This window comes from Kitasatospora sp. NPDC057692, from assembly GCF_042799475.1.
Lineage (GTDB): Bacteria > Actinomycetota > Actinomycetes > Streptomycetales > Streptomycetaceae > Kitasatospora.
In genome coordinates this window covers 1-17,099 of the sequence record NZ_JBHVIV010000131.1, presented here as the reverse complement: position 1 = coordinate 17,099, position 17,099 = coordinate 1, and the positions used below count along the sequence as shown (strand labels likewise).

The following is a 17,099-nucleotide window of genomic DNA, read 5'->3' as shown; positions in this document are numbered from 1 at the left end:
GTGGTGATCCAGGTGGAGCAGGCGGGGAGGCCTGCGGAGATGCCGGTGGCGAGGATCAGCCCGAAGATCAACAACTGTGGCGCGAGCGGCCCGTCCTGGATGGGCCAGCAGATGAGTGCGGCGGTGAGGGCGCTGAGCGCGGGGACGCCGAGGGCGGCGGCGACGAGTTTGCGGGGGTGGTTCACGCCACGTCGGCGGTGCGGGGCCGGCTGGGGTGCTGGACGGTGAGGAAGCGGGGGGAGTCGAGGGGCTGGACGTGTTCGGGCCTGGTGGTCCACTCGCAGCCGCCGCTCTCGGGCCGGAGGTAGGCGAGCCCGGCGAGGGTGTCCATGTAGACGGCCTCGACGGGCTTGCCGGTGAAGTCCCGGTGCCCGAGGTCGCGGACGACCTCGCCGACGGTGGGGGAGTGGGCGGGAATGCGGGGGCGGCTGGGCATGGGGGCTCCATTGGTTGCGCAGGGTCCCGGATCTCTCACGGGGTGTAGCCATGGTGGCCTTCCGCGACCTAGGATCGGAAGGCATCCCCACTTGACAGATTCCTCCGTGGGACTCAGGGATCGAAGAGGTCTGATCATGCGTGAGACGGAACTGGATCCGGCTACATCTCCCCTTGCGGCCTTTGGCGTGCAACTTCGCAGGTCACGAAGGGCGGCAGGGCTGAGTCAGGTTCAGCTCGGACGGCTCACCAACCTGAGTGACAGCCAGATCTCCAACCTCGAAAGAGGTACACGCACTCCCACACTCGACTGGGTCCGAGTGGCCGACAAAGTGTTGGAGACCGGTGGGACCCTAGAACTGATGTACTGGAGTCTGAGCGGATCATCCTTGCTGGAGGGCTTTCCGGAGTATGCAGCGCACGAGGCAAGAGCCGTTGAGCTGCGGATGTTCGAACTCGGCGTGATTCCCGGGCTGTTCCAGACCCAGGCCTATGCGGAGGCGCTTGCTGCGGCGGATGTCCGGCGCGGTGCCATCACGGAGGAAGGCGCTGCGGAACGGGTTGCCTACCTCATTGCCCGCCAGCAGCGGCTCGGCCGGCCCTCTGCCCCCCTTGTCCATGCGGTGTTGGACGAGAGTTGTCTTCTCCGATTGGTGGGAGGCGCGGCTGTGATGAAAGGGCAGTTTGACCACTTGGCGCAGTTGGCTGACCGGCCGAAGACGATCGTTCAGATTGCGCCCTTCGCGATGGGGGAGCGCAGACCGTTTGCTGCATCGGTCTACCTGCTCACCTTGCCCGACAACTCACGCCTCGGCTACACGGAGTCGCAGGAGCGGGGTTTCCTCACGCGGGAATCCGAGACGGTCAGGATGTGGACAAGGGACTACGATCGGCTTCAGGTGGGCGCCAGTTCGGATGTGGCCTCGCTCGAAAGGATCCGCGCAGCTCGGAAGGATCTCCGATCATGACTCATTCTCCACAGCTGGCTGGGGCAACGTGGTTCAAGTCGAGCCACAGCCAGAACGGCGGGGCCTGCGTCGAAGTTGCCTCTGACTTCCCCGGCATCGTCCCCGTGCGCGACTCCAAGGACCCTCAGGGTGCCGTGCTGGTCTTCCCGTCTTCCGCCTTCGCCGCGTTCGTCGCCGCCGTCCAGGCCGGCGAGTTCGGCACCGTCTGACCTGCGATCCCCGACGGCCCCGACCGCCTCGCCGGTCGGGGCCGTCGCCATGGACGTCAAATCCCCTGCGTGCCGGGCTCGAACGCGGGGATCACTCCTACTCGGCGCCCCGCGTGGCGATGCGACGACGGCACTGCTCCAGCAACTCCCTCATCGATCCTCCGATGAGCAGGAAGAGTTCGGCCGACGAGGCGAACCGGGCCCCCGCCGGAGTGTCCGCCCCGAGGACATCCGCTCCCTGGTGCGCCATTCCCGCGAGGGTCTCGTTCATCTCCGCCGCCCCGAGCAATGACCGAAGCCAGATCTCGTCGTCCGTGACGTAGCGCTCGCGACGCTCGCCGGGAACACGCTCCCGTCTGAGCAGCCCCTGCTGTTCGAGGAACCCGACAGCGTGCGAGACCGACGCCGCGCTCACGCGGAGCCTCTGCACCAGCTCGGCCGCGGTGAGGGCGCCGGCGTCGGTGGTGAAGACGGCGGCCAGCACCCGGGCCTCCATCTTCGGAAGGCCCGACTGCATGAGCAGCGCGGTGAAGGCCTCCGTGAAGCCCTGCACCGCCTCCGGATCGCGCCCGTACCCGCTGTCGGGAGCTTCCGGCGCCTCGGGCTGGGCCCTCTTGGCCCGCCGAGCCCGGCTCTGCGTCGCCTCGGCGGCCCGGTCCGCGCCGTAGCCGTCCGGTCCGCCGTTGCGCGTGACCTCGCGCATGATCGTCGAGGCGGGCCGCCCCAGCCGCCGCCCGAGCTCGGCGTATCCCAGCCCTTCGGCCAGGCCTGCGGCGATGTGCTGACGGTCCTCGCTGGTGAGTCTGCCTCCGGGCACCGGTCCTCGTCCTCCGTCTGTCGACACCTGCGGATCTCGGTGCGAAGTATGCATTCACTTGGATCTCATTGCAAAGGCTCCTTGATCGGCCATTGCTTTTAGCCTCACATTCATTGCAAAGATCGGCCATTCATCCCTATGAATACAGGCCAGATGCATCTCATTGCGCGTTGACGAATATCTGAACGCAATGTAGCTTCATCGGTGTTCAGAAGTTCTCGAACAGCAATGAGTGGGGAGACTCATCATGGGCAAGAACAGCAACCACCTCTCCGAAGCAGGCCTGCGCAAGGTGCGCGACGTGCTCGTGCGACACGTCGAGTCCGGGGCGGTCCCCGGCGTCGTCGCCCTCATCGGCCAGGGCGACGCGACCCACGTCGAAGCGGTCGGCACCATGCGCCACGAGGGCGGCGCCCCGATGGCCCGCGACACGATCTTCCGGATGGCCTCGACGTCCAAGCCGGTCACGGTGGCCGCGGCCATGGTCCTGCTCGACGAGTGCCGCCTGCGGCTGGACGACCTCGTCGAGACCTGGCTGCCGGAACTCGCGAACCGCCAGGTGCTCAAGCGGATCGACGGCCCGCTGGACGACACCGTCCCCGCCCGCCGGCCGATCACTGTCCGGGACGTGCTGACCTCCACCTTCGGCCTCGGCATGGACATCACGGCCCTCGGCACCCCGATCATGACCGCAATCATCGAGAACGGCCTCACGCCCGACCTGCCGCAGCCGATGCCCGAGCCCGACGAATGGCTGCGCCGCCTCGGCACGCTCCCGCTGATGCACCAGCCGGGCGAGCGCTGGCAGTACCACATCGCCAGCGACCTGCTCGGCGTGCTCGTCGCCCGGGTGACCGGCCGGCCGTTCGAGGAGTTCCTCCGCGAGCGCGTCCTCGCCCCGCTGGGTATGGCCGACACAGGCTTCCACGTGCCCGCCGACAAGATCGACCGGCTGCCCGCCCTCTACGCCCCCGACCCCCAGACCGGGGAGTTCCACGTGTGGGACGAGTCGGCCGACGGGCGCTGGAGCAGGCCCCCGGCGTTCCCGGGCGGCGGTGGGGGACTGGTCTCCACCGCCGACGACTACCACGCCTACTTCCGGATGCTGCTGAACGGCGGCACGCACGGCGGCGAGCGCGTCCTGTCCCGCCCCGCGGTCCAGCTGATGACGACCAACCGCCTCACCGCCGAGCAGACCGCCGCCCGCGAGACCCTCGCCCGCGACAGCGTTCACCTGTCGTACGGCCAGGGGCAGCACGGGGGTTGGGGCTTCGGCATGGCGGTGCGCACCTATCGCGGCGACTACGCGCCGACCGGCCAGTTCGGCTGGGACGGCGGCAGCGGCACCTCGACCTACGCCGACCCGGAGAACGGGATCACCGGTCTCCTGCTCACCCAGGTCGGGATGACCGTCCCGAACTCGGCCCGGCTGATCCACGACTTCTGGACCACCGTCTACCAGGCCCTCGACGCCTGACGCCCACCGTTTCGACGCCAAACGCCAAACGCCAAGCGCCAAACGCCAAGCGCCCACCATCCGGCACCCAACACCCAGCACCCAGCACCCACACGACCGAAGGAACACACCACCATGTCCCTCACCCTGACCGACCAGGACAAGGCCACCCTCCGCACCGCCGCCTACGGCGCCGTCTCCCTGCTGGCCGCCGCCGACGCCGCCGGCTCGCCCCACCGGATCGCCGCCGACGGCTCCATCGCCCTCGCCACCGCGACCGGCCCGATCGGGCACGTGCTCGCCGAGAAGTCCGCGGTGAAGGGCCTCGACGGCAGGTCCGTCGCCGAACTCGCCGACCACGTCCTCCCTGCCCTGACGGCCGCCGCGACCCTGCTCGCCGCCCAGGACCCCGCCGAGGCCGACAATTTCCGCGGCGTCGTCAACGTCGCCCTCGCCACCGCCACGCGGTCCCGCAAGGGCGAGCCCGGCCCCGCCATGGCCGAGATGACCCGCAAGATCAACGAGGCCCTCGCCGCGGCCTGACCGGCAGCACGGTCCAGTCCGGTTCCAGCGGTACCAGATGACCGGTGAGCGAGCCTAGATCGTCCTCGATCGCCGCACGCTCAAGCAGGGCCGGCAGCCGCTCGACGGCGTAGCGCCGGTGGGCGGCGGGCCCGGACCACAAGGTGGTGACCAGGTAGCGCTGCGGATCCAGCCGGATGACCACGCCGCCCAGCATTCCCCCGGCCGCCGCCATGCCGGGCGCCCACACCTCGCGCTGCACAGCGAGGAAGTGCGCCGTCCGGCCCGGTCGCAGCCGACAGTCGGCGACGCGCAGCAGGGCCGCGGTTTCGAGCGCGCGGGGCAGACCGGTCGCGTCGCCGGGCATCTCCAGGACGACGGCCCCGGCGGCGGTCCCGATCGCCGTGAACGTCCCGTCCTGGCCGCTCGCGCCGAGTACGGCGTCGTGCCGCTCGCGCATGAACCGCCCGTACGCCTCCGCGTCCTCCCACAGGCCCAGGAGACGGGCGCGTCCGGCGTCCGGATCCCAGCCGCCCACCTGTCCGACCAGGCCGGGTTGGTCGCCGATCACCGACCAGGCCCGCTGGGCGTCGGAGAACCGCTCCCGGCCGTCCCCGGGCGGCACCTCGCAACTGATCCACTTGCCCCACACGCGCAGCCGACCTCCTGACGATCCGACCTCCCCTACAGATGATGCAGCCGGGCAGTCCGCGGCTGCCCCCGGCAACCACGGTCACGGTCACGGTCGCGGCCGGCTCACTCACCCGCCGAGGCCTCGGCGGCGGCGATCCCGTCGAGGCGGGCGTACTGCTCGCCGCTCAGCTCGACGCCCAGGGCGCCCAGGTTCTCCAGCAGGTGCCTCTCTGCCGTGGTGCCCGGGATCGGCAGGATGTTGGGCGAGCGGTGCAGCAGCCAGGCGAGCGCGGTCTGCGCCGGGGTGGCGCCGAGCTCCCGGGCGACCTCCGTGACCGGGCCGTCCCCGCCCACGTGGCCGCCGACGGCGATCGGGAAGAACGGCAGGAACGCGATGCCGCGCTCGGCGGTGAAGTCGACGACGGCGTCGTGCCGGCGGGTGGCCAGGTTGTACCAGTTCTGCACGGCGGCGATCGGGGCGATCTCCAGCGCCTGCTCCAGCTCCTCCACGCCGACCTCGGAGAGGCCGATGTGCCGGACCTTCCCCTCGTCCTGCAGCTGCTTGAGCGCGCCGATCTGGTCGGCCAGCGGCACCGCGGGGTCGATCCGGTGCAGCTGGAGCAGATCGATCCGCTCGACCCGCAGTCGGCGCAGGCTCAGTTCGGCCTGCTGGCGGAGGTAGGCGGGGTGGCCGAGCGGGACCCACTCGGACGGGCTCGGGCGGGTCAGCCCGACCTTGGTGGCGATCACGACGTCCTCGGCGTAGGGGTGCAGCGCCTCGGCGATCAGCTCCTCGCCGCCGCCGAGGGCGTAGGAGTCGGCGGTGTCGATGAGTTGGACGCCGTTTGCGACGGCGGTGCGCAGCACGCCCAGGGCGGCGGAGCGCGGCGTGGGCGGGTGCCAGATGACGGCGTCGGCGGGCTTGACGTCCGGGGTGTCGGCGAGGCGCATGGTGCCGTAGCCGATCCGGCTGACCGTCAAGTCGCCGCCGATGGCGTAGGTCTGACGTGCGATCCGGTCATTGATCTCGTTGTTCGTCATGCCGATCACGCTACAATCTCACATCCGTGTGAGATTCAAGTGGATGTGAGGGGCATCACATGCGGATCGGCGAGCTGGCGGCGCGGACCGGGGTCAGTGTCCGCCTGCTGCGGTACTACGAGGAGCAGGGCCTGCTGGAGTCCCACCGGCCGGAGGGCGGGCACCGCCGGTACGGCGAGGGCGCGCCGGCGGTGGTCCGCAACATCCGTGCGCTGCTGGGGGCGGGGCTCTCCACCGGCGCCATCCGGGACGTGCTGCCCTGCGTGGAGGGTGACGGCACGGTGGCGCCGTGCATGCTGGAGGTGCTGGAACAGCGGCTCGACCTCCTGGACCAGCAGCTGCTGACGCTCGGCGCGAGCCGGGCCGCGCTGGCGGGGATCGTCGCGGGGGCCCGGCGGGAGACCGAGGCGGTCGACCCGAAGGTGCCGGCGCCGGTCTGACGCGGCCGGCCCGTCCCGCTCACGGCCGTCAGGCCGGCGGCTTCCCGTACTCCCGGACGTACGCGCGCAGTTCGGCGACCAGCGGCGCGGGCGCGATGCCGGGCAGCAGGAACCACCACAGCTGGACGATCCGCTCGGGCAGGTCGGCGCGCCCGGTGCGCAGGTGGGACATGATCTGCGAGCCGGTGTACGCCGCGACCAGCACCTGGGCGAACTCCTCGACCGCGACGTCGTCGAGCAGTTCACCGGCCCGCCGGGCGGCCTCCAGCTCGGCGCGGAACTGCCCCGCCCACATCTCGTACGGGCTGAAGTCCCGCAGTCCGAGCTGCCCCTGCTCGACGGCGAGGGTGACCCCGGCGCGCAGCAGCACGTTCCCCTGGAGCTCGTCGGCCAGGTAGAGGGTGGTCCGGACGAGCTGGCGCAGTCCCTCCGGCTGCTCCGGCAGGTCCAGGTCGGAGGTCTGCTCGTCGATGACCGCCTTGGCGAGGTCCTCCTTCGACCTGAAGTGGAAGTACATCGCCCCCTGGGTGGTCCCGGCCAGGTTGATGATCCTGCTGACGCTGGAGCCGCTGAAGCCGTACTCGTCGAAGATCTGCGCGGCGGCCCGCAGGATGGTCGCGCGGGTGCGGACGGCACGTTCCTGCTGGGCTCTCGCCACGGGTAGCTCCAAACGCCTCGGCAAACAAAAAGAACGACCGCTATGTTATGGGCCCCGGGAGCCCGGCCCGACCACCGGAGCGCCCGCCCCGCGCCCTCCTGGTCGCGTGCGCCACCGCGGCTCACCGACTCCGCGCCTTCCTGGTCGCGTGCGCCACCGCGGCTCACCGGCCCCGCGCCTTCCTGGTCGCGTGCGCCACCGCGGCTCACCGGCCCCGCGCCTTCCTGGTCACGTGCGCCACCGCGGCTCACCGACTCCTCGCCCTCCTGGGCACGTGCGCCGCCGGGAGAGCAGCACCCCCGCCGCCGCACACGCGACCGCCGGCAGCAGCAGCGCCGCCCCCGCCCGCCCGGGGGAGCCCGCGAAGGACCCCAGCACCGCCACCCCGAGCGAGGCCCCGACCTGCCGGACGGCGTTCAGCACGCCGCCGGCCGCGCCCGCCGCCCCCTCCGGCGCCGCCGACACCACCGCCGTCACCAGCGCCGGCAGCGCGAACGAAACCCCGAACCCCGCGCCCGACAAGCCCACCGCCAGCAGCGGGTACGGCGCCCCTGCCGCCACGGCGGCCGCGGTCACCAGGCAGCCGCCCGCGAGCAGCGCCAACCCGCCCGCGGCGGGCCGCCACGGTCCGACGCGGGCGACGATCCGCCCGGTGAGCAGGGGATTGAAGCCCGGCGGCAGGGTCATCGGCAGGAACGCCAGCCCGGCCAGCGCCGGGGACAGCCCCCGGTCCTCCCGGAGCAGCAGCGGCAGCAGGAACAGCAGCCCCAGCAGCGCGAAGTTCACCGCGGCCCCGGCCAGCAGCACCCGCGGCATCCCCGGCGCCCGCACCACGTCGGCCCGCAACACCGGTGCCGTACTGCGCCGTTCACGCCGTGCGAAGACCGTCCCGGCGAGCAGCGCGGCCCCGGCCGACCAGCCGGCCCGCGTCCAGGAGCCCGCGCAGGCCTCGATCAGCGCGTCGGTGGCGAGGGCCAGCACCGCGCAGGCCGCGAGCTGCGTCCACCAGTCGACGGGACGGCCGCCGACCGGGCAGCGCACCGCCGGTCCGGCGGTGAGCGCCAGCACCAGCGCGGTCAGCGGCACATTGATCCAGAACACCGCCCGCCAGCCGCCCAGGTCGACGAGCACACCGCCCGCCACCGGCCCGAACGCCATCGCGCAACCGCTGACCGCCGCCCACACCGCGACCGCGCGGGCCCGCTCGGCCGGGTCGGGGTAGAGCCGGGCGATCATCGCCATGCTCGCCGGCACCGCGGCCGCCGCCGCGACCCCGAGCAGCGCCCGCAGCAGCACCAGCGCCGCCAGGCCGGGCGCGAGCGCGCTGAGCAGCGAGCCCGCGCCGAACACCGCGATGCCCCAGCGGAACGCACGGTGCGCGCCGTACCGGTCGGCGATCGCGCCGCCGGACAGCAGCACCGCCCCGAACGCCACGCTGTACCCGGTCACCACCCACTGCAGGCCGGCCGTCGGACTCCCCAGCGAGGACGCGAGATCGGGCTCGGCCACCGACAGCACGGTGGTGTCCAGCAGCACCGCGAAGTACCCGAGCGCGATCCCGAACAGCGCCCGGCCCCGGGCGTCCGCCCTCGCCCTGACCTCTTCATTCAGCATGCCGCCCACCCTGCGCGGTTGCCCTCGCCCGGCTCCACCGCCCGCCCCGAACGCCGCGTTCGGGAATCCCGAACGCCCGGGGCCGAGCGGCCGAATGCCCGGGGCCTCGCGACCGAATGCCCGGGGGCGGGCACCGCACGCGCGATGCCGCCGTACCCTGGACCCCCGGCGCCGGACATCAGGGGGACGGACCGCGCATGGAACTCAGACAGCTCCGCACCTTCGAGGCGGTCGTCGTCCACCGCACCGTCACCGACGCCGCCGTGGCCCTCGGCCTCGCGCCGTCCTCCGTCTCCGAGCAGCTCCGCACCCTGGAACGCTCGCTCGGCACCGCCCTGTTCGAGCGCTCACCGCGCGGCATGGCGCCGACCCCGGCCGGGCAGCGGCTGCTGCCCTGGGCCCGCCGGCTGCTGGACCAGGCCGACCAGGCCCGCCGCGAGGTGACCGGCGGCCGCCTGGTCCTGCGGCTCGGTGCCCTGGAGACCGTCGCCGCGACCCATGCGCCCCGGGTGCTCGCCCGGCTGGCCGAACACCACCCGGAGCTGGACGTCTCGCTGCACACCGACGCGGCGCGGGACGGCCTGCTGCACGGTGTCGCGGCCGGGAGCCTGGACGCCGCGCTGGTCCTGGACACCGCCGGACCGCTCGGCGAACTCGGCTTCGCCCTGCCGCCGGTCCCGCTGGCCCACCTCGACCTGGAGGACGTCCCGCTCGTCCTGGTCGCCGCGCCCGAGTCGCCGGACCCGGGTCGGCGCCTGCTGGTGAACGCGCCGGCCTGCTCGTTCCGCCTCGCCGGCGACCGGCTGTTCGGCCCCGAGGTGGAGCGCCTGCACACCGGCGGCGTCGCCGTCACCCGCGCCTGCGCGGAACGCGGCCTCGGCATGGCGCTGCTCCCGGAGTTCGCGGTCCACGACCACCTCGCCGCCGGCACCCTGCGCCGCCTCGCGACCGCGACCCCCGTGCCCCCGCTCCACCTCCGCCTGGTCTGGCGCGCCGACCGCGAGGCCATCCCCGCCGTCCGCGACGTCCTCTACGCCGCCGCCACCCCGCGCCGATCGGCCGCCGCCCCGTGCTGATCGGCCGCCACCCCGTACCGGCCGTCGCTCAGTCCCTCCAGAGCCGCTCCAGGTGCGTGTGCAGCACCTCGGCGGCCTGGCCCTCCGTCAGCCGCCCGACCAGGACGTGCGCGGTCAGCCCGTCCACCAGGGCCAGCAGCGTCCGCACCTCGACCGCCCGCGTCCCCTCGTCGGCTCCGGCTTCGGCCAGCAGCTCCAGGAACAGCTCCTCCGACGCCGCGTACCCCGACCGCAGCGGCCCGGCCAGCGCCTCGCTCACCGCGGCCTGCGCCAGGAACGCCAGCCAGACCCGCGCCTCGGAGCGGTGCTCCGCCCGCAGCAGCGCCAGCTCCTCCGCCGCGTAGCCGACCGCGCTGGCCGCGGACTGCGCCGGGCTGCCGCCCAACCGCTCCCGCAGCCGCCGCTCGATCCGCCCGCCGACGTACCGGAGCGCGAAGACCAGCATCTCCTCCTTGGTGCGGAAGCACCGCTGGACGGCCCCCATCGAGAGCCCCGCGCGCTCGGCGACGTCCCGCACCGTGACGCCCTCCAGCCCGCTCTCGTCGGCGAGCCGGCAGACCGCCTCGGCGATCACCCGCCGCCGCTCCTCCAGATCCACCTGCCTGGGCACGCCGTGCTCCCCACTTAATCCGATGCGGTCGTATCGCTTCAAAGGCTACCCTTCCGATACGAGCGCATCACTACGCCTCTCCCCTCGGAGCCCACCCATGACCAGCCCGCCTCCCCTCCTCCCCTCCCCCCACCCCTCCTCCTCCTTCTCCTCCCGCCTCCCCGCCTCCTCTCCCACCACCGCTCCCTGGTCCCTCACCGCCACCGCCCAGGCCCACGCCGTCCGCACCGGCGCGATCTCCGCCGCCGAACTACTCGACGCCCACCTCGCCCGCATCGCCGAGGTGAACCCCGAGGTCAACGCGATCACCCAACTCCTCGCCGACCGCGCCCGCGCCCAGGCGGCCGACACCGACCGCCGCCGCGCCGCCGGCGAACCGCTCGGCCCACTGGCCGGCGTGCCGTTCACGGTGAAGGAGACCACCGCGATCGAGGGCGTCCCGACCACCTTCGGCGTCCCGCGCTTCCGCGACCTGGTCGCCGCCGCCGACGCGCCCCCGGTCGCCCGTCTCCGAGCCGCCGGCGCGATCCCGATCGGCCACAGCAACCTCCCCACCCTGGTCCTGTCCGGGATGCACACCCGCAGCGAGCTCTACGGCGACACCGTCAACCCCTGGGACCCGTCCGTCACCCCGGGCGGCAGCAGCGGAGGGGACGCGGTCGCCGTCGCCACCGGCATGGCCGCCCTCGGCCTCGGCAACGACTCGGGCGGCTCCATCCGCGTGCCCGCCGCCTTCTGCGGCGTGGCCGGCCTCAAGCCGAGCTACGGCCGGTTCCCCGCCGACCACCGCATCCTCGGCCCGGCCGACCCCGGCCCCGCCTCCCAGTTCCTGGTCACCGACGGCCCGCTGGCCCGCAGCGTCGCCGACCTCCGGCTCGCCTTCGACCTCCTCGCCGGCACCGACCCCCGCGACCCGCGCGCCGTCCCGGCCCCCCTGGACGGCGAACCGCTGCCCGCCCCGGTCAGGGTCGCGGTGGTCGCCGACCCCGGCGGCCGCGGCGTCCACCCCACCGCCCGCGCCGCCGTCGCCACCGCCGCTTCCGTCCTCTCCGACGCCGGCTACGACGTCCACGAGGTCCCCGACGTCCCGCTCCTCGACGAGACCCTCGCCGCCTACGACCTGCTCACCGTCACCGAGTTCGCCCCCACCTGGCCGGCCGTCCGCCCCCTCCTCGGCCCCGGCGGCGACCGCTACCTCGCCCCTGTCATGGACCGCACCTCACCGGCCGGCCCCGCCGAGTTCATGACCCTGATGGGCACCTGGCTCACCATCCGCCGCGCCTGGGCCGAATTCCTCGCCGACCACCCCCTCCTTCTCGCCCCCGTCTACACCGACCCCATCCCCACCCCGGGCCTCGAATCCCACGACCCCGCCTCCCGCGACCGCGTCGCCGCCGCCATGGCCCTGTGCACCGCCACCAGCCTCGCCGGCCTCCCCGCCGTCTCCCTCCCCACCGGCCTCACCCCCACGGCCCCCCACCACCCCACCGCCGTCCAACTCATCACCCGCCCCTACCGCGAAGACCTCGCCCTCCACGCCGCCCACACCCTCGAATCCCACCTCCCCCCACTCACCCCCATCACCCCTCGCCACTGACGAGTTGGGGGATCTCCTAGTCGCCGATGGGACCGTGCCAGCCCAAGCCCGAGTAGTGCTCCCGGTGGTACGCGAGATGCGAGCGATCGATCTGATGGTCGGATACTTCGCGCAGACGTCCGAGAACTGCTCCCGAGGAACGGTCAGTGACGGTCAGGTCGTCGTCGATGAGCAGCATGCCGAAGTCGAACAAGGTGTGGTGGTTGGGGCAGAGGCAGAGCACATTGGATGGGAGATCCGGTCCGAAGTGTGGACTGCCAAGCCCCCGTATGTGTGCGGCTTCGGCATACGGGCGGGTGGGGGCCATGAGGCGCAGCCCGCAGACCTGGCAGTGGAAGTCGTGCACCCGCTTGACGAAGTCCGCCACTGCCGTGCTCCGGACGATTCGCTGGGCGACGGCCTCCATACGCGAGGGCGCTTCGTTACCCGCCGGCACGCGAGGACGCGGCGCCGGCGCCCGCCGGGGTATCTCCTCCTCGGCGAGTTGAACGAGGCGGAATCGCCATACGAGATGCTCGGACTGCCCGGGCTCGGACCAGTAGTGCTCCACACGGAAGAGCCCGTCGTAGCGGTAGTCCATCGACGAACCTGGTCCGGGCCGGGGCACCCCCCGGACAACGCGTACGGGAACTCCCGTGGTGAGACTGGTCACCAGAGCCGCGTTCCCCCGGGTGAGCTCTTGGTCCTTGATCTGCTGACCGGAATCGCTGTCTCGACCGCCCTGGCCCGTGTAGAGGATGACATGGCCCATGTCTTCGTCGTCCTCGTAGCCGCCGGACGCGACGATGGATTCCGCCCCGCGATCCTGGGTGCCACAGATCCCTGCCTGGAGCTGTCGGTGCACGTTCGCGTCGAAGAGCTCCCTCCTGCTGGAGAAGACCTGCCCGACCGCAACTCCAGGTACTGGCCCGAATCCGTCGAAGACGAGGTTGGCAAGCCTCGTGGCCAGCAACTCGTCAGTTTCCGCGGCCGCGAAGAACCGGGACATCAGCCGGTTGACCACCTGTCGTCGTGCCACAGGGTCGGTAGCCACAAGCTTGTAGACCTGCGGGCTGAGACCGCCGCGCGGCTTGTGTTCCTGGACCCAGCGCTTCACTGCCTCACCGTGAGCCGCCGGAACCCCACCGGTGAAACCCGTCAGCTCCCACAACCCCGATCGGCTCAATGCCACGAACGGGTACTCGGGCGAAGGGGCGAAGCCGGGCTGCCCGTGCAGTTCGAGCAGCGGACCGACTTCCTTGCGAACCTTCTCCCAGTCGAAGAGCCGGGCCTTGCCGGACGCGGCGCAGCCGATCGCCCACAGCAGCATGATCGACTGTGAGGGATCGGACTGCCCGGAAGGCAGGTCGACATGTAGAGCATCAACGGCAGCGCAGACCTCGGCGGTGCGACTCACCCGGACCATCAGGGTCTCCTGCTCGGTAGGCGATCTTCGCGTGATCAAACGCCTGCGCCCAGATCCCGGTTCCCCAACCGCCCAAGGGTCGACGAAGCGGCGCTACCGCTCAGTCCTCGGCGACCCAGCGGCCCCGGTGGTGTCGAACGTAGCGGATGTCGAGCTTGTGCTGGCGATGAGTCCGCAGCTTGCCGATCTCTTCCTGCGTGACCCCGTCGATGATGCGGAGATCGTCGGTTAGGTAGCGGGCCCCGTAGTCGAAGAGAACGTGGCAGTTGGGGCACAGGCACAGGACGTTCTCCAGCACGTCCGGGCCGTTGTACGGGTATCCGATGGCCTGGATATGAGCACCCTCGCTGTAGTGGGAGTCGCCTGGAACCAGGAGTACTTGACCGCACATCTGGCACCGCCCCTTGTGGAGCTGCTTCACCCGCCGATCTTGCGGTGGTGTGACTCGACCCGGTAGAGGCCGTCGTACCGGAACCCTGAAGCCGGTGAATGCTTCGGGTCACCGCTGGCACCGTGGATCACTCGAAGCCAAGTCACTCAGCCCGGCACGCACAACGCCAGAGGGCCTACCGGATTTCTCCGATAGGCCCTCTGGACTGGGTCGGGGTGGCGGGATTTGAACCCACGGCCTCTTCGTCCCGAACGAAGCGCGCTACCAAGCTGCGCCACACCCCGGTCTTTCTGTTTGTCGCTCCGTCTCCTTCGCGACGAGTAGAACTCTACCGGACGCTCGCCGAGAGACGAAATCCGGTTTCTCGGCGAGCGGGGTGGGAGGGTCAGCGAGGGGCTGGGGTGAGGGTGAGGAGGGTGGCTTCGGGGGGGCAGGCGAAGCGGATGGGGGTGTAGCGGTTGGTGCCGCAGCCGGCGGAGACGTGGAGGTAGGAGCGGCTGCCGCCGGCCTGGTGGGTGGAGAGGCCCTTGACCCGCTTGGCGTCGAGGTCGCAGTTGGTGACCAGGGCGCCGTAGAAGGGGACGCAGAGCTGGCCGCCGTGGGTGTGGCCGGCGAGGATCAGGGGGTAGCGGTCGGCGGTGAAGGCGTCGAGGACGCGCAGGTAGGGGGCGTGCACGACGGCGAGGGAGAGGTCGGCGTCGGCGGAGGGGCCGCCGGTGACCTCGCTGTAGCGGTCGCGGCGGATGTGCGGGTCGTCCAGGCCGGTGAACTCCAGGTCGAGGCCGGCGACGGTGAGGCGGCCCCGGGTGTTGGTGAGGTCCAGCCAGCCGGCCGCGTCGAAGCCGTCGCGCAGCTTCTCCCAGGGGTTGTGGACGGCGCCGCTGATGCCGCGCGCGGCGGTTCCGTCGGGGTTGTTCATGCCGTGGACGCCGCTGCGCATGGCCTGGAGGTAGCGGGCCGGGTTCTTGCGGGCCGGGCCGTAGTAGTCGTTGGACCCGAAGACGTAGACGCCGGGGAACTCCATCAGCGGGCCGAGCGCGTCCAGGACGGCCGGGACGCCGAGCGGGTCGGAGAGGTTGTCGCCCGTGTTGACCACCAGGTCGGGGCGCAGCCCGGCGAGGCTCTGCAGCCAGCGCTGCTTCTTGCCCTGGTTGCTCACCATGTGGATGTCGGAGACCTGCAGTACCCGGATGGGTCGGGCGCCCCGGGGGAGGACCGGGATCTCGACCCGGCGGAGGCGGAAGGAACGGACCTCGTACCCAACGGAGTAGGCGAGGCAGGCGGCGCCGGTGGCGGCGATTCCGAGGGGAACGGAGTACAGCGGTCGCATCGTTCCATGCTCTCAGACGGCGGATCAGCGGGTGAACTGCCGGTGGTCGCACGGGGACACGGAGCGGGCGCGTCCGGGTGGTTCAGCCGGCGTCCGGGGCGAGCTCGGCGGCCACCGCGTCCAGGACGGTGTGCCAGTGGGTGCGCCGCCGGGTGCGTTCGGCCTCGTCGTGGAGCCGCTCCTGGTGGAAGCGCAGCAGCGTGCCGCCGCGGCTCGGGGTGACCGTGACCTGCACGGTGGTCGCCGCGGACCGCCCGGCGGGCCGCCAGGTGAGGCGGATCCGCGAGCCGGGGCGCAGGCCGCGCAGCTCGCCCGCGGAGCCGTCGTCGGCGGTGACGGGCCCGCCGACCCGGTCGGCGAGGCGGGCGCCGGGGCCGAGCCACAGGGCCAGGCCGTCGGGGGAGGTGAGCAGCGACCAGACGGCCTCGGGCGGGTGCGGCAGGGTGCGGGAGACGCCGATCTCCCAGCCGGCGTCCCTGGTGAGTCCGACCGGGCGGCCGGGTGTGCCGGTGTTCACGGGATCACTCCTCGTCCTGCTCGCGCCGGGCGCGCAGGGCCCGGACCTTGTGGCGGTTGCCGCACCGTTCCATCGAGCACCAGCGCCGCCGTCCGGGCCGCGAGGTGTCGACGAAGAGCAGGTAGCAGTTGTCGGCGCCGCACTCGCGGATCCGGTCCGCGGCCGGGCCGGTGAACAGCGCGATGGCGTCGCGGGCGACGGTGGAGGCGAGCTGGTCGCCGTCGCCGGGCAGCGGGGGCGTCGGCGCGCCGTCCGGGCCGATCTGCGGGGCGAGCGGGGGGCGGGCGGCGGCCCGGTTGAGCACGGCGTAGTCGGCGGCGTCGGCGGCGGGGGAGTCGAGGGCGGCGCGGTAGGCAGAGCCGGCGGCGTCGGCGAGGCCGCCGGCCCCCGGGCCGTGGGCGGCCCGGGCCGCGGTGAGCCGCCAGAGGGCGTCCCGCAGGGTCCGGACGGCCGTGAGCTGGGCGTCGGTGATCCGGACGGCGCCGGGCGGCAGGTTCAGCCGGGACTTCGCGGCCCAGTCGGCCAGGTCGGCGGGCCGGTGCAGCACCTCGTAGCGGGCGTACGGGCCGGGGCCGCCGGTGGGCAGGAGCTCCAGGCAGAGCGCGCCGGGGTCGAAGTGGAACCGCGTCCCGCCGGGGGAGTGCAGGACCAGGCCGGGGGCTCGCTCTTCGGTCATGTAACCACTTTAAATGGTTTCAGTGGGCGGGTGGAAGACCGGGCGCGGGTTAATGGTGGGCGGCGGAACGTCGCAGGTGGGAGACTCGGGGCCATGACCACGCTCAAGGCGCAGCTGCAGGAGGACCTCACGGCTGCCATCAGGGACCGGGACGAGCTGCGCTCGTCCACCATCCGGCTCACGCTGGCCGCCGTCACCAGCGAGGAGGTGGCGGGCAAGGCGAAGCGCGAGCTCTCCGACGCCGAGGTGCTCAAGGTCATCGGCCGGGAGGCGAAGAAGCGCCGGGAGGCCTCCGAGGCGTTCGACACCGCCGGCCGGGCCGAGCAGGCCGCCCGGGAGCGGGCCGAGGGCGAGGTGCTCGCCGGGTACCTGCCCAAGCAGCTGTCCGACGAGGAGCTGACCGCGATCGTGGCCGCCGCCGTCGCGGAGAGCGGGGCGAGCGGGCCGCAGGGCATGGGCGCCGTGATGAAGCTGGTGCGGCCGAAGGTCGAGGGCCTGGCCGAGGGCGGCCGGGTGGCCGCCGTGGTGAAGGCCGCGCTCGCCGGCTGAGCAGGCGACCGGACACAGGGAAAGAGGGGCGGCCCCCCCGCCCGACCCGCGGGGGGGGCCCCCCCGGGGTGACCCGGGGGGGCCGCGGGGCCGGGGGGCGGGGCGGGCGCGCCCCGGGGCCGGGACGGTGCCCCCCGGGGGGCGCCCGCGGGACC

Annotated in this window: 21 protein-coding genes and 1 tRNA gene; 8 read left to right on the top strand and 14 right to left on the bottom strand. The window is 72.6% G+C overall.

The genetic code is table 11. From position 1 onward, the window contains the following. Together ACFVFS_RS38345 and ACFVFS_RS38340 are read right to left on the bottom strand one after the other, a co-directional pair. Positions 1-185, bottom strand: a 185-nt coding sequence (locus ACFVFS_RS38345) for a hypothetical protein (protein WP_380629641.1), incomplete at its 3' end; no start/stop codon positions are given. After that, the gene (locus tag ACFVFS_RS38340) at positions 182-436 is read right to left on the bottom strand and encodes a hypothetical protein (protein ID WP_380629640.1); all 255 of its coding nucleotides are present in this window, start codon (positions 434-436) and stop codon (positions 182-184) included. The genes ACFVFS_RS38345 and ACFVFS_RS38340, both read right to left, overlap by 4 nt. Before the next feature lie 136 nt (positions 437-572). Here ACFVFS_RS38340 and ACFVFS_RS38335 point away from each other — a divergent pair, with 136 nt between their 5' ends. Together ACFVFS_RS38335 and ACFVFS_RS38330 are read left to right on the top strand one after the other, a co-directional pair. Further along, positions 573-1,403: a helix-turn-helix domain-containing protein gene (locus ACFVFS_RS38335; RefSeq protein ID WP_380629639.1), complete on the top strand. Its 831-nt coding sequence runs from the start codon at positions 573-575 to the stop codon at positions 1,401-1,403. After that, positions 1,400-1,612, top strand: a complete 213-nt coding sequence (locus tag ACFVFS_RS38330; RefSeq protein WP_380629638.1) for a DUF397 domain-containing protein — start codon at positions 1,400-1,402, stop codon at positions 1,610-1,612. Before ACFVFS_RS38335 ends, ACFVFS_RS38330 begins: the two co-directional genes overlap by 4 nt. A 97-nt stretch (positions 1,613-1,709) precedes the next feature. Here ACFVFS_RS38330 and ACFVFS_RS38325 read toward each other — a convergent pair whose 3' ends face one another. Next, a complete protein-coding gene (locus ACFVFS_RS38325; protein ID WP_380629637.1) occupies positions 1,710-2,429 on the bottom strand; it encodes a helix-turn-helix domain-containing protein in 720 nt (239 codons plus the stop codon). A 247-nt stretch (positions 2,430-2,676) separates the two neighbouring features. Here ACFVFS_RS38325 and ACFVFS_RS38320 point away from each other — a divergent pair, with 247 nt between their 5' ends. After that, positions 2,677-3,906: a serine hydrolase domain-containing protein gene (locus tag ACFVFS_RS38320; RefSeq protein WP_380629636.1), complete on the top strand. Its 1,230-nt coding sequence runs from the start codon at positions 2,677-2,679 to the stop codon at positions 3,904-3,906. A gap of 114 nt (positions 3,907-4,020) precedes the next feature. After that, entirely contained in the window at positions 4,021-4,428 is a 408-nt protein-coding gene (locus tag ACFVFS_RS38315) for a hypothetical protein (RefSeq protein ID WP_380629635.1), read from the top strand. Here the strand turns inward: ACFVFS_RS38315 and ACFVFS_RS38310 are convergent. Both ACFVFS_RS38310 and ACFVFS_RS38305 read right to left on the bottom strand, forming a co-directional pair. Beyond that, positions 4,403-5,059: a DUF4937 domain-containing protein gene (locus tag ACFVFS_RS38310; RefSeq protein WP_380629634.1), complete on the bottom strand. Its 657-nt coding sequence runs from the start codon at positions 5,057-5,059 to the stop codon at positions 4,403-4,405. The two genes, ACFVFS_RS38315 and ACFVFS_RS38310, sit on opposite strands and share 26 nt — an antisense overlap. Before the next feature lie 104 nt (positions 5,060-5,163). Next, positions 5,164-6,081, bottom strand: a complete 918-nt coding sequence (locus ACFVFS_RS38305; RefSeq protein ID WP_380629633.1) for an aldo/keto reductase — start codon at positions 6,079-6,081, stop codon at positions 5,164-5,166. Positions 6,082-6,140: 59 nt separating this feature from the next. Between ACFVFS_RS38305 and ACFVFS_RS38300 the strand changes: the two genes are divergently transcribed. Beyond that, the gene (locus ACFVFS_RS38300) at positions 6,141-6,521 is read left to right on the top strand and encodes a MerR family transcriptional regulator (protein ID WP_380629632.1); all 381 of its coding nucleotides are present in this window, start codon (positions 6,141-6,143) and stop codon (positions 6,519-6,521) included. Positions 6,522-6,549: 28 nt separating this feature from the next. On the opposite strand, the gene ACFVFS_RS38295 is transcribed toward ACFVFS_RS38300, so the two are convergent. Together ACFVFS_RS38295 and ACFVFS_RS38290 are read right to left on the bottom strand one after the other, a co-directional pair. Next, entirely contained in the window at positions 6,550-7,179 is a 630-nt protein-coding gene (locus tag ACFVFS_RS38295; RefSeq protein WP_380629631.1) for a ScbR family autoregulator-binding transcription factor, read from the bottom strand. A 228-nt stretch (positions 7,180-7,407) separates the two neighbouring features. Beyond that, on the bottom strand, positions 7,408-8,793 hold the full coding sequence (locus ACFVFS_RS38290; RefSeq protein WP_380629630.1) for an MFS transporter: 1,386 nt from the start codon (positions 8,791-8,793) through the stop codon (positions 7,408-7,410). Positions 8,794-8,990: 197 nt separating this feature from the next. Here ACFVFS_RS38290 and ACFVFS_RS38285 point away from each other — a divergent pair, with 197 nt between their 5' ends. Continuing rightward, positions 8,991-9,869: a LysR family transcriptional regulator gene (locus ACFVFS_RS38285; RefSeq protein ID WP_380629629.1), complete on the top strand. Its 879-nt coding sequence runs from the start codon at positions 8,991-8,993 to the stop codon at positions 9,867-9,869. A 28-nt stretch (positions 9,870-9,897) separates the two neighbouring features. On the opposite strand, the gene ACFVFS_RS38280 is transcribed toward ACFVFS_RS38285, so the two are convergent. Continuing rightward, entirely contained in the window at positions 9,898-10,479 is a 582-nt protein-coding gene (locus tag ACFVFS_RS38280) for a TetR/AcrR family transcriptional regulator (RefSeq protein WP_380629628.1), read from the bottom strand. A gap of 97 nt (positions 10,480-10,576) precedes the next feature. Here ACFVFS_RS38280 and ACFVFS_RS38275 point away from each other — a divergent pair, with 97 nt between their 5' ends. After that, positions 10,577-12,076 carry an amidase family protein gene (locus ACFVFS_RS38275; RefSeq protein ID WP_380629627.1) on the top strand — a complete coding sequence of 500 codons (1,500 nt, stop codon included), beginning with the start codon at positions 10,577-10,579 and terminating at the stop codon, positions 12,074-12,076. 16 nt (positions 12,077-12,092) lie between these two features. Here the strand turns inward: ACFVFS_RS38275 and ACFVFS_RS38270 are convergent, their stop codons facing one another. The 6 genes from ACFVFS_RS38270 to ACFVFS_RS38245 form a co-directional block, all read right to left on the bottom strand. Continuing rightward, positions 12,093-13,481, bottom strand: a complete 1,389-nt coding sequence (locus ACFVFS_RS38270) for a YDG/SRA domain-containing protein (protein WP_380629626.1) — start codon at positions 13,479-13,481, stop codon at positions 12,093-12,095. Positions 13,482-13,581: 100 nt separating this feature from the next. Then, positions 13,582-13,902: an HNH endonuclease gene (locus ACFVFS_RS38265; protein ID WP_380629625.1), complete on the bottom strand. Its 321-nt coding sequence runs from the start codon at positions 13,900-13,902 to the stop codon at positions 13,582-13,584. Between the two features lie 180 nt (positions 13,903-14,082). Further along, positions 14,083-14,156, bottom strand: a tRNA-Pro gene (locus ACFVFS_RS38260). A 101-nt stretch (positions 14,157-14,257) separates the two neighbouring features. Then, complete coding sequence (locus ACFVFS_RS38255) at positions 14,258-15,202, bottom strand: metallophosphoesterase (protein ID WP_380629624.1); 945 nt, start codon at positions 15,200-15,202, stop codon at positions 14,258-14,260. Positions 15,203-15,284: 82 nt separating this feature from the next. Further along, on the bottom strand, positions 15,285-15,719 hold the full coding sequence (locus ACFVFS_RS38250) for an SRPBCC domain-containing protein (RefSeq protein ID WP_380629623.1): 435 nt from the start codon (positions 15,717-15,719) through the stop codon (positions 15,285-15,287). A 4-nt stretch (positions 15,720-15,723) separates the two neighbouring features. After that, the gene (locus tag ACFVFS_RS38245) at positions 15,724-16,395 is read right to left on the bottom strand and encodes a CGNR zinc finger domain-containing protein (RefSeq protein WP_380629622.1); all 672 of its coding nucleotides are present in this window, start codon (positions 16,393-16,395) and stop codon (positions 15,724-15,726) included. A 93-nt stretch (positions 16,396-16,488) separates the two neighbouring features. Between ACFVFS_RS38245 and ACFVFS_RS38240 the strand changes: the two genes are divergently transcribed. Then, a complete protein-coding gene (locus ACFVFS_RS38240) occupies positions 16,489-16,944 on the top strand; it encodes a GatB/YqeY domain-containing protein (protein WP_380629621.1) in 456 nt (151 codons plus the stop codon). Positions 16,945-17,099 lie beyond the last annotated feature (155 nt).